The organism is Elizabethkingia bruuniana, from assembly GCF_002024805.1.
In the GTDB taxonomy this organism is placed as follows: Bacteria; Bacteroidota; Bacteroidia; order Flavobacteriales; family Weeksellaceae; genus Elizabethkingia; species Elizabethkingia bruuniana.
In genome coordinates this window covers 2,197,679-2,211,802 of the sequence record NZ_CP014337.1, presented here as the reverse complement: position 1 = coordinate 2,211,802, position 14,124 = coordinate 2,197,679, and the positions used below count along the sequence as shown (strand labels likewise).

The 14,124-nt window shown below is 36.7% G+C and carries 10 protein-coding genes; 7 read left to right on the top strand and 3 right to left on the bottom strand.

The window, feature by feature from the left end:
* The first annotated feature begins 6 nt into the window (after positions 1 to 6).
* The 3 genes from AYC65_RS10290 to AYC65_RS10280 all read left to right on the top strand — a co-directional run bounded on the left by AYC65_RS10290 (position 7) and on the right by AYC65_RS10280 (position 4,714).
* Positions 7 to 1,197: a glycoside hydrolase family 88 protein gene (locus AYC65_RS10290; protein WP_034869089.1), complete on the top strand. Its 1,191-nt coding sequence runs from the start codon at positions 7 to 9 to the stop codon at positions 1,195 to 1,197.
* Positions 1,198 to 1,215: 18 nt separating this feature from the next.
* A complete protein-coding gene (locus AYC65_RS10285; RefSeq protein WP_034869088.1) occupies positions 1,216 to 2,313 on the top strand; it encodes a DUF4861 family protein in 1,098 nt (365 codons plus the stop codon).
* Positions 2,314 to 2,392: 79 nt separating this feature from the next.
* Entirely contained in the window at positions 2,393 to 4,714 is a 2,322-nt protein-coding gene (locus AYC65_RS10280; RefSeq protein WP_052114656.1) for a family 20 glycosylhydrolase, read from the top strand.
* 130 nt (positions 4,715 to 4,844) lie between these two features.
* On the opposite strand, the gene metQ is transcribed toward AYC65_RS10280, so the two are convergent.
* Genes metQ through AYC65_RS10265 form a run of 3 tightly spaced genes read right to left on the bottom strand, consistent with a single transcriptional unit; the run spans position 4,845 to position 7,342 of the window.
* A complete protein-coding gene (metQ, locus tag AYC65_RS10275) occupies positions 4,845 to 5,654 on the bottom strand; it encodes a methionine ABC transporter substrate-binding lipoprotein MetQ (protein WP_034869086.1) in 810 nt (269 codons plus the stop codon).
* Positions 5,655 to 5,664: 10 nt separating this feature from the next.
* Positions 5,665 to 6,321 carry a methionine ABC transporter permease MetI gene (gene metI, locus AYC65_RS10270; protein ID WP_034869083.1) on the bottom strand — a complete coding sequence of 219 codons (657 nt, stop codon included), beginning with the start codon at positions 6,319 to 6,321 and terminating at the stop codon, positions 5,665 to 5,667.
* Positions 6,314 to 7,342: a methionine ABC transporter ATP-binding protein gene (locus AYC65_RS10265; RefSeq protein WP_034869081.1), complete on the bottom strand. Its 1,029-nt coding sequence runs from the start codon at positions 7,340 to 7,342 to the stop codon at positions 6,314 to 6,316. The genes metI and AYC65_RS10265 overlap by 8 nt, the downstream gene beginning before the upstream one ends.
* Before the next feature lie 497 nt (positions 7,343 to 7,839).
* Between AYC65_RS10265 and AYC65_RS10260 the strand changes: the two genes are divergently transcribed.
* The 4 genes from AYC65_RS10260 (at position 7,840) to AYC65_RS10245 (ending at position 14,104) form a co-directional block, all read left to right on the top strand.
* Positions 7,840 to 8,232, top strand: coding sequence for a hypothetical protein (locus AYC65_RS10260; protein WP_034869079.1), 393 nt, complete (start codon positions 7,840 to 7,842; stop codon positions 8,230 to 8,232).
* Positions 8,233 to 8,380: 148 nt separating this feature from the next.
* The gene (locus tag AYC65_RS10255; RefSeq protein WP_034869077.1) at positions 8,381 to 9,463 is read left to right on the top strand and encodes an efflux RND transporter periplasmic adaptor subunit; all 1,083 of its coding nucleotides are present in this window, start codon (positions 8,381 to 8,383) and stop codon (positions 9,461 to 9,463) included.
* 20 nt (positions 9,464 to 9,483) lie between these two features.
* Positions 9,484 to 12,675, top strand: a complete 3,192-nt coding sequence (locus AYC65_RS10250) for an efflux RND transporter permease subunit (protein WP_034869075.1) — start codon at positions 9,484 to 9,486, stop codon at positions 12,673 to 12,675.
* Positions 12,656 to 14,104: a TolC family protein gene (locus AYC65_RS10245; RefSeq protein WP_034869072.1), complete on the top strand. Its 1,449-nt coding sequence runs from the start codon at positions 12,656 to 12,658 to the stop codon at positions 14,102 to 14,104. The genes AYC65_RS10250 and AYC65_RS10245 overlap by 20 nt, the downstream gene beginning before the upstream one ends.
* Positions 14,105 to 14,124 lie beyond the last annotated feature (20 nt).

Genomic DNA, 14,124 nt, shown 5'->3' with positions numbered 1-14,124 from the left:
TAACGCATGATTCTTAAAAAAACGACAATTATGGCTTTTGCCATAATAGCATTTGGCCTTGGCGCACAGTCACGAAAGGCACAGATGGGCAAGTTGGTAACTGAAAATTTTAAATTTGCAGACCAGCAGTTCAAATACCTTATGAAAGGGCTTCCCGACGACAAAGTTCCACAGACTTACGACGCTAAAAGCGGTAAAGTGGTGAACTATGAAAGAACCTGGTGGTGTACGGGGTTTTATCCGGGATCTTTGCTTTATGTATATGAGGAGACCAAGGATCCTGTAATGCTGAAAGAAGCAGAAAGAGTTCTGAAAATTATTGAGCCCAATCAGACTTTTACAGGAAACCACGATCTGGGCTTTATGATGTATTGTAGCTTTGGTAATGCATACAGAATTACCAAAAATCCTGAATACAAAAAAATTATCTTTAATTCTGCAGAGGCACTATCTACCCGATACAGACCTTCTATCCATGCAATCCAGTCCTGGAATAAAAATGCAAGATTCGACTGTCCGGTTATTATCGATAACATGATGAATCTTGAAATGTTGAACTGGGTAAGCCAAAACGGAGGTGATAAAAAATACCAGGAGATAGCGGTTACACACTCCAATACGACAATGAAGAATCACTATCGTCCGGACTATAGTTCATATCATGTATTGGACTATGATCTGAATACAGGAGAGGTTATAAAGAAAAAAACGTGGCAGGGGTATTCTGACGAGTCAGCATGGTCTCGTGGGCAATCTTGGGGATTATATGGTTATACGATGATGTATCGTTTTACTAAAGATCCAAAGTATTTGGATTTTGCGAACAAAATAGCCAATTTCATTCTGACAAACCCAAATTTACCAAAAGATAAAATTCCATATTGGGATTTTAATGCGCCGGATATCCCGAATGCACCACGCGATGCTTCTGCAGCAGCTCTTATGGCATCTGCTTTCCTGGAACTGGGGCAGTATACAAAAGGAAAAGAACGTCAAAAATATCTTGATAATGCCGAGCAGATATTAATTAACCTTTCCAGTCCAGCTTACAGAGCTAAACTTGGCGAAAACGGAGGTTTCCTGCTTATGCATAGCACTGGGGCATTACCATTGAAATCGGAGATAGATGTTCCTTTGGTATATGCAGATTATTACTTCCTTGAAGCTTTGAAGCGTTATAAAGACTGGTATTTGTAGAACTTTGCAGAATATAAAATGAAATCATTTACATTATTGACAATAGGCTTTGCGGGGGTACTGACTTTTGCGCAGACCAAGCCACTACTAAAGTTACAATTAGCCAATGGACTTGCAGTTGAAAGAAAACAACAGTCGGTTGAAGTTTCTGCAGCTACAGTAGCAGAAATAAAGAATAAAACATTTGTTGTTAAAAGCAATCAGACAGAAATTCCATATCAGTGGCTTTCAGACGGGAAGCTCTTATTACAGGCAGACTTTAAGCCTAATGAAAAAAAACAGATAAGCTTCACAGAAGGGACTCCGTCTCAAAATGAAGCTAAAGTTTACGGGCGCTATGTTCCGGAAAGATATGACGATTTTGCATGGGAAAATGATAAAATTGCTTTTCGTATGTACGGTAAGTCTTTAGAAAAAGTCCCTAATCAGAATGCATGGGGGATGGATGCCTGGTCTAAACGTACCAATAGATTGATATTAGATGAATGGTATAAACTAAACAATTATCATAAAGATAATGGTGACGGATTAGACTTTTTCCATGTTGGAAGCTCTCTCGGAGCGGGAGATATATTGCCATTTATCGGGGATAAATTTACTTATTTAGGAAATTATCAGAGTTATAAGATAACGGAGAAAGGACCGCTTAGATTTACTTTTCAGTTAGAATATCCGGAAGTAAGTGTGGATGGATATAAAATTGCAGCAGTAAAAAAGGTAAGTCTTGATGCCGGATCTCAACTTAATAAAGTTGAGGTTACATATACATTTAGTGGACAGTCCACACTTCCTGTGTTTGCAGGTCTTGTACACTGGGATGGGAAAGGTGAAAAGACGGTTGACGATACCAAACATATTGCTGCTTACTGGCCGGAAGAATCTAAAGATGGTATTGTCGGAACAGCAGTAATCTTCCCGGGTTCTAAAGTAAAGATTCAGAATACCCTGAAGCATTTAGGGGAAAAGGCTATACTAAAGAATAATCAGATGTTCACATTTTACAGTGGCGCTGTATGGAGTAAGGCAGGGTCGATTACCAATAATGAAAGTTGGGTGAAATACTTGGAGCAGTTTGCTAATAAATCTATAAATCCTGTAAAGGTTACTAAAATGTAAAAATCGAAAGGTCAGAAGAATTCTTCTGACCTTTTATCTTACAGATTTTTTCATTATTTTAAAATAAAAAAATGCAACAATGAGAATAACAAAAATTTTTAAAGTTTTATTATTTCTCTTCTCTGTTTCTTTATTCTCACAAAATAAAATTTCAGAAGAGACAGGAGAAATTCCTAAAGTAAAAAAAGGAGATTTACGAATCACAAATCCAGTTGCCCCAAAAGGCTATAAACTGAAATTAATGGGTAGTGATGCGTTTCCTGTAATAGATATAAAAGGTAATATTATCCAGCCACTTGTCCCGACAGAAGTCAACTTGTATTATGTACTAAGTAATGAAAAAGATACTTTACAGCAATTTGATATAAACAGGCAAGTAGTAATCCCAGGAAGGTATAATGATAATGGGAAAAATCATAAACCTTTTGTAATTCCTTCTTTACGGGAATGGTACGGAAGAAATGGAGATTTTAAACTAAGCAGTACTGCAAAGATAATTGTAGATACAAGAGATAAAGAAAAATTAAAGAATCTGGCCAGTCTGTTACAAAAGGAAATAAAGGACTTTTCAGGACTGGAACCAAAGATAGCTTATGGCAAAAATGAAGGAACCGGAAATATTTATTTAAGCCTTCAGCACCAAGATCAATCCCTTGGTGAAGAAGGTTATTATTGTAATATTGAAAATAATTTTGAAATTTTTGCTTTACAATATCAGGGGCTTTTCTGGGGAACAAGGACATTTCTTCAGTTATTGGAGCAGCAGCCTAAAGAAAGAATTTTCCCTAAAGGTGAGATCAGGGATTATCCAAAATATAAAGTCAGAGGTTTTGTTTTAGATGCGGGTAGAAAGTTTTTCAGCCTTGATTTTTTAAATAAATATGTAAAATTGATGAGTTATTATAAAATGAATGATTTTCATATTCATTTAAATGATAATGGTTTTAAAATATACTTTGATAATAATTGGGATAAGACATATTCAGGATTCCGTTTAGAAAATGCAACTTATCCTGAGCTAGCAACTAAAAATGAATTTTATACTAAGAATGAATTCAGAGAATTTCAGAAAATGGCTCAGAATTATGCAGTACGAATTATCCCTGAAATAGATGTTCCTGCTCACTCTCTGGCTATTACCAAAGCTGTTCCGGATATTGGCAGTAATAAATATGGTAGAGATCATCTGGATATCAACCTTCCAAAAACTTATGAAGTTGTAGAAAACATATTCAAAGAATATTTAGAAGGGACAGATCCAGTATTTGTAGGAAAAGAAGTGCATATTGGAACAGATGAGTATGACAAAACAGAAGCAGAGGCATTTAGAAAATTTACCGATCACTTTATGGGCTATGTTCAGAGTTTTGGAAAAGACGTAAGACTCTGGGGTGCGCTTACTCACGCTAAAGGAAAAACCCCTGTGAGAAGTAAGAATATAATAATGAATACCTGGTATAACGGTTATGCAGATCCGATAGAAATGAAAAAATTGGGATACAAGCAGATTAGCACGCCAGATGGAATTCTATATATTGTACCAAAAGCAGGTTATTATTATGACTATTTGAATATTGAAAATATTTATAAAAAATGGGAACCCAGAATGATAGGCAATATCACTTTTCCATTAGGTGACCCTACAATTATTGGCGGGTCTTTTGCGGTATGGAATGATATTGCTGGAAATGGTATTACAGATAAAGATGTTCATGACAGAGTCTTCCCTGCCATGCAGGTATTAGCAGAAAAAATGTGGAGAGGTACTGTTAGTGCTCCAGACTTTAATTATTTTTCACAAAATGCCGGGCTGATTAGCGAAGGCCCTTTTCTTAATATCAGGGGTAAATATGATAAGAAAGGAATAAGCTTTCCGCTTATGGTAAAACAGCAAAATGTAAGGATGCATTGTGCAGAATGGGTAAAAGCTGGGAAAGAGGAATATTTAGACTTTAAAGGAGCAGATAGTTATGCTGAATTTTCTTTACCAGAAATAGGGTATAACTATACTGTTAGCTTTGATATTAAACCTGTGGTTGAAAATAATCAAAAAATGCCTGTTTTTACTTCTTCTGATGCAATGTTATATCTGAAGAATGGAAAATTAAGATTCTCAAGAGACGGCTATGATGATAGTTTTGATTACAAATTTCCGAGAGGAAGTTGGACAAAAGCTACTATTACAGGAAACAATGAGGGTGTGAAATTATTTATCAACGGAGTACTACAACAGGACCTTACTAATGAATGGAGAACTTATAATGATAAGGACAAAACAAAGAGAAGAAAGATGTACACACTGTTTTTTCCATTACAAAAAATTGGTGGATTTGAAGGAAGTCTTAAAAATATTGTAATTAATAATAAATTACTTTCAGATCAGGAAATAAAAATGAAGTAAAGCCGAGTACAAAATACGAAAGGTCAGAAGAATTCTTCTGACCTTTCTTTCACCAAATAAATAAAACATTATATTATAAACTAACTGATTTTGGTTAAACAAAAAAGTAGCTTATAGATATAGTATGTTGTTACCAGCCCTTTATGGCTCCGCCTTTAAATGCTTTTTCAGCGGCTTGTTCTACAGCTTTAGACTGATATGCTTTTACAAAGTTTTTTACTTTCTCAGAGTTTTTATTATCCTCTCTTGCAACGATTACATTCATATAGGCAGATTTTTTATCTTCCTTTAGCAATCCGTTTTTATCCGGATCTAGCCCTGCCTGTGCTGCAAAATTATTATTGACTACGGCTATTGTTACATCCTTATCATCCAATACTCTTGGTAGCTGTGGTGCTTCTATCTCTACAATTTTTAACTGTTTTGGGTTTTCAGTAATATCGGTTACTTTTGGCAGTAGCCCAACGTTGTCTTTCAGTTTTAGTAATCCGTTTTTTTGTAGTAGTAATAACGAACGACCTCCATTAGTTGGATCATTTGGGATAACAACAGTACTACCGTTTTGCAGCTCAGCGATGTTTTTTATTTTTTTAGAATACGCTACAATAGGAAATACAAAGGTTTTCCCTACAACAGCCAATTTATAACCTCGTTGTTTAGACTGCTCAGTTAGATATGGAACGTGCTGAAACGCATTGGCATCAAGATCACCGTTATTTAAAGCTTCGTTCGGAAGTACATATTCTGTGAAAGAAACCAACTCTACATCCAGATTGTATTTTTCCTTTGCCTCTTTTTTTGCAGCTTCAGCCAGATCCCTTTCTGGACCAGAAGCAATGCCTATCTTAATATAATTAGGATTATCTTTTTTAGCGTTTGTACAGGAATATAAAAATAATAAAGCTATAGTAATTAAACTTAGAAGTGTAAATCTTTTCATTCTCTTGATTTTATCTATGATTGAATTTTTTAGAAAGCTTGTCACCTGTAAACTGGATAATGAATACCAAGGCTATAAGTAATAATAATACTGTGTTCATGATAGTTGCATTATAGCCTATATAACCATACTGATATCCAACTTGCCCCAGTCCTCCGGCTCCTACAGCTCCTCCCATTGCAGAGTAGCCTACCAATGTTATCAGTGTAATTGTAGCATTGTTAATTAACGAAGGCAGTGCCTCTGGAAGTAAAACCTTGCTGATAATTTGCTGTGGACTTGCCCCAAGAGCTCTTGCCGTTTCAATAAGGCCATTTGGAACTTCCAAAAGACTGTTCTCTACCAGTCTTGCAATAAACGGAGCACAACCAATACTTAGAGGAACCAATGCAGCCCAAATTCCAATAGAAGTTCCTACCAGTACTCTTGTAAAAGGAATCATCCAAACAATAAGTATGATAAAGGGAATAGACCGGAATACATTAACCAGAACAGAGAGAAAACGATTATAAAAATTATTTTCAAGCAGCTGACCTTTTCTGGTAAGAAACAATACGATTCCTAACGGTAATCCCAGCAGAAAACCGAAAAATCCTGAGACAAGTGTCATGAATATTGTTTCCCAAAGCCCTTTTAAGAGTAATGAGAGCGTAATCTGATCAAGCATATCCCTTTATGGTATTTTGAATATTATTCTGATTGAAATACTGGATAGCTTTTGTATTTTCCTCATTATTGCCCTGAAGGTGTAATAACATTTTCCCGAAATTTGCTTTGCCCATATATTCAACATCTGCGGTGATAAGTTTATACGGAATCTTGTAATCGCTATAAACGACTGACAATAATTCTTCGAACGGTATATTGCCGTTCAACTCAATTTCTATTAACGGGAACAATCCCGCTGCAGCTTCTTCCTGTAATCTTTTACTTATTGATTGCGGTATATCCATTGTTTTAAATGTTATAAATTGTTTTATGATAGGGTGTTCTTTATCAGATATTATTTCATCCAGAGTACCTTTGGTAACTAATTTTCCTTTGTCTATTACAGCAACATGATTGCATATTGATTTTATAACTTCCATTTCATGAGTAATCAATAAAATAGTAATCCCCAGACGTTTATTAATATCCTGTAGTAGTTGCAGAATAGACTGTGTAGTTGCAGGGTCAAGGGAACTTGTAGCTTCATCGCATAACAGTAGGAAAGGATCATTTGCTAGCGCTCTTGCAATGGCCACACGTTGCTTTTGCCCACCGGAAAGACTTTTTGGATAATCATTTGCTTTATCTTCAAGACCTACTATTCTTAGAAGTTCATTTACCTTCTTATTAATTTCTGTTTTGCTTACATGATCCAGTTCAAGTGGTAGTGCAACATTATCAAAAACTGTTCTGGAGGAGAGAAGATTGAAATGCTGAAAGATCATTCCTATCTTTTTTCTCTGTTCTGCCAGTTGTTTGGAGCTTAGTTTTAATAAATTGATTCCGTTTACAATAACCTCTCCTTCATCTGGTTTTTCCAGGAGATTTATACAACGTATAAGTGTACTTTTTCCTGCTCCTGAAAAGCCTATAATTCCTGTTATATCTCCTTGTCCAACTTCCAGACTTATATTATCCAGGGCTTTAAACTGCTTTTTTTTCTGTACAAATGTTTTGGATATATTTTTAATTGTAATCACTGATTTCAGTTTTAATTGCTTCTATTTAATAAAAAAAATCCGCCGAAAGCATCGGTGGATTCTTTATATATCTGTTTTTCTGACATCTTTAATCACCCGATACGATAGAGAATGGCATAGCCATTTGGTAACACATTATCATGGTTACTTTTTTACTTTTACAATTGCTCTTTCTGATGATAATTCTGTCCATTTTTATTTTGTTATAGATTTGTTTTCAGAATAATTTCTGATGCAAATATAAATATCTTTTTTTAATATCCTAGTAACTTGATAGAATTTATTATTTTAATTTTTATTCATGTTTCTGAAACTAACAGAACAAAATTATTCAATGACAGGGGTGAACAATATTTAGTTGCTGACTTAAATAATTAATAAATGTTTTTTTGTTGTATAATAATTGATTAGAATTTGCATTTTTTTATCTCAAGCGTTAAACTTTGTTAATCAGTGTTGGTTATTTATAAATCTAAGTGTACATTTGCGGCTTTAAAATGAGAAACTTTTTAGTGTTTTTACTGACGGGGCTATTTTTACTCTTTGTAGTGGAGAGTAGGCTTCACGTAAGAACATTTCAAAATTGCAAACTAGCACATTCTCATCACCACCTTCCTAAAAAGGCAAACCACCTGAATCAGACTTACGAAAAATTTTCAATTCAGCAGTCTTCTGATGACACAGGGAATAATAGTCCTTTTGAACTTAGCGAAAATGATTTTCAGTTCTCAGCTGATTTCCAGACTGTCATAGTACTGGCCAGTGTATTTAGTTTTGCATGTCTTTTAGGACTACTGCGCTACGAACGGCGAAATCTTACTGCATACAACTTTGTTGTAAACTTTTCTACAATTAAAAAATTCATTCTGATTCGTTCTATCAGAATTTAAACATTCTTTTTCCGGTTGGTTTCTGTTCTTTATTAGAGTCAGAAAGCATTTTGTAGTGTGTTTTTGGTAATGAACACTTTATAACATCCGCTATTACCATTTTATTTCCGTTTAAAACATTAACGATTTATAAGCTCTGAAAATTATGATGAAAAGAGTTACCTCAGGCATTGCATTAAGCATACTCCTGTTGGCCATTGGCTGTAATAAGAAAAAAGAAGAAAAAGAAGAAACTGTTATTTACCCTGTAACTTCTCCTATAGTGAAGGATACAGTAATTAACAAAGAATATGTTGCTCAGATTCAGTCAGTGAAAAATATTGAAGTCCGGGCTCAGGAAAAAGGATTTCTTGAGAAAATCTATGTAGATGAAGGACAATACGTGCATGCAGGACAAACTCTGTTCAGAATTATGCCTCAGCTTTATCATGCTGAATTATTGAAAGCGAAAGCTGAAGCACAGCAGGCGACAATTGAGTTACAGAATGCAAGCACACTGGCTAATAACAATATCGTTTCCAAAAATGAAAGAGCAATGGCCAAGGCCAAACTGGACGCTGCCAATGCTGAAGTGAAGCTGGCTCAGATTCACTTGTCATTTACAGATATTAAAGCACCGTTTTCTGGTATTATAAACAGACTTCCTCTGAAATTAGGAAGCCTTATCAATGAAGGAGATCTTTTAACTTCTTTATCCGACAATACCAGTATCTATACTTATTTTAATGTATCAGAACCTGAATACCTGAGTTATCAGACACATGTTGGTGACAGAGGAAGCCAGTTGGTAAATCTGATTATGGCAAATGGTGAGATTTTCCCTGAAAAAGGTGAGATTCAGACGATAGAAGGGGAATTTAATAATGAGACCGGAAATATTGCTTTCCGTGCAAAATTCCTTAATCCGAATAAGCTTTTGAGAAATGGTGAAACAGGAAAAGTCCAGATGACGATGCCTGTTCATAATGCTTTGATTATCCCTCAGAAATCTACGTATGAAATTCAGGATCAGAAATATGTTTTTGTGATTGATAAAAATGGCGTAGCCAAGTCAAGAAATATAAAAGTATTGTATGAACTCCCTGACCTGTACATCGTAGGGTCCGGAATTTCTTCTGGAGATAAAATCTTGTTAGAAGGTGTTCAGAAAGTAAAAGACGATCAAAAACTGAAAGTGAAATTCCAGGATCCGGTGAAAGTAATTAAATCATTGAAATTAAAAGCAGAGTAGGAGCTCTAAAATGAAGTAGTATGTTTAAGAAATTCATTCGCAGACCTGTTCTGTCTATTGTAATCTCATTGATTATTGTATTTTTAGGGATACTGTCACTTGTGAAACTTCCGGTGACACAGTTCCCATCTATTTCTCCACCCAAAGTAAATATTACTGCGGAATATCCAGGAGCAAACAACGAACTATTAATTAAATCTGTAATTATTCCGTTAGAAAGAGGACTTAACGGAGTTCCGGGGATGAAGTATATGTCATCCAATGCTGGTAATGATGGTGAAGCTGCTATTCAGATCGTGTTCGATTTGGGTACGGATCCCAATGTTGCCGCTGTAAATGTACAGAACCGTGTATCTTCTGTGGTAAACAAACTTCCGCCATTAGTAGTGCGTGAAGGGGTAAAGATTACCCGTGAGGAGCCTAACATGTTGATGTATATTAACCTGTATAGTGATGATCCGAAAGCAGATCAGAAATTCCTTTTCAACTATGCAGATATCAATGTAATGTCTGAGCTAAGAAGGATTGGCGGAGTAGGGTTTGCAGACATCTTAGGAACTCGTGAATATGCAATGCGTATTTGGTTAAAGCCGGACAGACTAACAGCTTACAATATTTCTGCTGACGAAGTAATGGAATCGTTAAATGAGCAGAGCTTAGAGGCTTCTCCCGGTAAAACAGGGGAAAGTTCCGGAAAACGAGCGCAGTCATTTGAATATGTACTGAAATATCCGGGACGTTTTAATAATGAAAAAGATTATGGGAATATCATATTAAAAGCAAAACCAAATGGAGAGTCTGTGAGATTAAAAGATGTTGCAGATATCGAGTTCGGAAGTTCCATGTATGATATTTATTCTACACTAAACGGAAAACCATCTGCTGCAATTACGGTTAAGCAGTCGTACGGATCCAATGCAAGTGATGTTATTAAGAACGTAAAAGCCTTAATGGCAGATCTTGAGAAAAATACTTTCCCCAAGGGAATGCATTATGAGATTAGTTATGACGTTTCCAGATTCCTGGATGCTTCTATGGAAAAAGTTATACATACTTTATTCGAAGCATTTATACTGGTTGCAATTGTTGTATTCCTTTTCCTTGGAGACTGGCGTTCAACACTGATTCCGGCACTTGCGGTTCCGGTTTCACTTGTCGGAACATTTGCCGTAATGTCGGCCTTTGGTATTACACTAAACATGATTTCCCTTTTTGCCCTTGTAATGGCCATCGGGGTTGTTGTGGATGATGCTATTGTAGTTATAGAAGCCGTTCATGCCAAAATGGAAGAAAAGAACCTCTCTCCATTGAAAGCGACTGAAGAAGCGATGCACGAAATAAGCGGGGCTATTATAGCTATTACGCTGGTTATGGCATCGGTGTTTATTCCGATTGCATTTATGTCCGGACCTGTAGGTGTATTCTACCGTCAGTTCTCTATTACTATGGCATCTTCTATTATCCTTTCAGGGATTGTCGCTTTAACGCTTACCCCGGCATTATGTGCACTTATTCTGAAAAATAATCACGGAAAAGCAAAGAAGAAAACTCCTGTTACAATCTTCCTGGATAAATTCAACAATATATTTACAAGGGGAGCAGGGAAATATGAAAAGACACTTAATAAGACGGTTACTAAAAAAATGATTACGTTGCCGCTTTTATTAGCTTTCTGTGCATGTACTTATTTCTTGAGTAACTCACTTCCGTCTGGTTTTATTCCGAGTGAAGACCAGGGGATGATTTATGCCATTATACAGACACCGCCTGGATCTACATTGGAGAGAACCAATCAGGTGGCAAGGCAGCTTTTGAAAGAGTCGGAAGATATTGATGGTGTACAGTCTGTTTCTTCGCTTGCCGGTTATGAGATCCTGACAGAAGGAACGGGATCCAATTCAGGAACTTGTCTTATCAACCTGAAAAGTTGGGACGAACGTACAGAATCCGCCGCAGAGATTATTGAGAAGCTTGAAGAAAAGGCTAAAAATATTCCGGGTGCCAATATTGAGTTCTTCCAACCACCTTCAGTACCGGGATATGGTGCAGCTGGAGGTTTTGAACTCCGTTTACTGGATAAAGCCGGAAGTGGTGACTATCATAAAATGGAGCAGGTAAGTAATGACTTTGTAAAGGAACTGAAAAAGCGTCCGGAACTTGGTTCTGCATTTACATTTTATTCGGCAAGTTTCCCGCAGTATATGCTAAGGGTAGACAACGATCTTGCTGAACAAAAAGGTGTGACTATTGAAAAAGCAATGGATAACCTTTCTACCTTAATTGGTTCCAATTATGAAACAAGTTTTATACGTTTCGACAGACCTTACAAAGTTATTGTTCAGGCAGGGCCACAATATCGAGCGTTGCCAAGTGATCTGCTAAAGCTATATGTGAAAAACGATAAAGATCAGATGGTTCCTTATTCAGATTTTATGAAACTGGAAAAAGTATATGGGCTCTCTGAAATGACAAGACATAACATGTACAACTCGGCACAGGTCAGCGGAACGCCGGCACCTGGGTACAGCAGCGGACAGGCTATTAAAGCTATACAGGAAGTTGCTGATAAAACATTACCTAGAGGCTTTGGTATTGACTGGGCGGGTATTTCCAAGGATGAAGTAAGCAGAGGTAATGAAGCTGTATTTGTATTCCTGGTATGTCTGGGTTTTGTATATCTTATCCTTTCTGCACAATATGAAAGCTTTATTCTTCCTTTACCGGTTATTCTTTCATTGCCAGTAGGTATTTTCGGAGCTTTTCTGTGCTTAAAACTTATGGGATTGGAGAATAATATATATGCACAGGTAGCGATGGTTATGCTTATTGGTCTTTTAGGGAAAAATGCCGTACTGATTGTAGAATTTGCTGTACAAAAAAGAGCTGAGGAAGGGATTCCTGTGGCACAGGCGGCAATTCAGGGAGCTGCTATTCGTTTCCGTCCAATTTTGATGACTTCATTTGCATTTATTGCCGGATTGATACCGTTGGTAATAGCAACAGGGCCAGGAGCAGTAGGAAACCGTACTATTGGTACAGCTGCAGCCGGAGGAATGCTAATCGGAACAATCTTCGGATTGATGATTATTCCTGGTCTGTATTATATCTTCGGTACGATTGCAGATAAATCGAAACTGGCAAAATATGAAGAAGAAAATCCATTAACCGAACAAACAGAACCTTATCAACACGATGGAAAATTTGAAGACTAAAAGTATTATTAGTGCCATTGCTGTATCGTTGGTTTTAGCAAGCTGTAAAGCGCCAATGGTAACAGTAGTAAATGATGAGGTGAAAAATAACCTGCCTCAGAATTTCAATCAACAAGAAACAGAAGACTCTGGTAACAATAGCGGTACGACTCCGTGGAGACAGTTCTTTACTGATCCTAATCTGGTAAGCCTTATTGAAACTGCATTAAAGAATAACCAGGATTTATTAATTACATTTCAGCAGATAGAAATTGCTAAAAGCGGTGTATTGGCTAAAAAAGGAATGCTAAATCCGACAGTTTCTGCGGGTGTAAATGCAGGCCTGAAAAAAGCAGGACGTTATACGAGTGAAGGCGCAGGTGATGCTACAACAGAAATAGAACCGGGAAGAAAAATGCCGGATCCATTGGGGAATTTTGCAGGTGGTATTACAGCGAGTTGGGAAGTCGATATCTGGAAGAAGCTAAGAACAGAAAAAGAATCTGCAATTGCGCATTACCTTTCTACGGTGGAAGGAAAAAACTTTGTTCTTTCCAGTCTTATAGAAGAAGTAGCAGACAGCTATTACGAATTATTGGCGCTGGACAATCAGTTAGATATTACCAGAGAATATATTAAGCTTCAGGAGCGGGCTTTGGAGATCTCAAAAATTCAGAAACAGGCCTCCGCAACAACCGAATTGGCTGTAAAGAAGTTTGAAGCTGAGTTAGCAAAATCCAGAGCTTCAGAGTATACGATTCGTCAGGATATAACAGAGAAAGAAAATGAGATAAATGCACTTTTAGGAAGGTATCCGCAGGCTATTGTGAGAACGAAAGAGAGCTTTATGTCAACCATTCCTCAGACTGTATATACCGGAATTCCTTCGCAGTTACTGGCAAACCGTCCGGATATTAAGCAAGCTGAATTAGAATTAAAAGCTGCGAAACTTGATGTGCAGGCTGCCAGAAAAGAGTTTTATCCTTCACTGAATATTTCAGCAGCATTAGGTTTGGAGGCATTTAAGCCTTCTTATCTTGTAAAAATGCCGGAATCTATTGCTTACAATCTGGTAGGAGAGCTGGCAGGACCGCTTATCAATAAAAGTGCTATTAAGGCAAATTTCCAGGCGGCGGATGCAAGACAAATTCAGGCATTGTACGAATATGATAAAACTATTCTGAATGCCTATTTAGACGTTGCTAATCTAATGTCTAAGGTTAAGAATATTGATGAGTTTTATAAGCTTAAATCTCAGGAAAACCATGCATTAGAAGAAGCTACGGGCATTGCAAACCAGTTATTTAAAAACTCGCGTGCGGATTATTTGGAGGTTTTACTAAATCAGAGAGACGCACTGGATGCCAAATTGGAACTAATTGATGCAAAACAACAGCAGCTAAGCACAGTTGTAGATATCTACAAAAGCTTAGGTGGAGGTTGGAAGTAATAATTCAATAAATTATATAA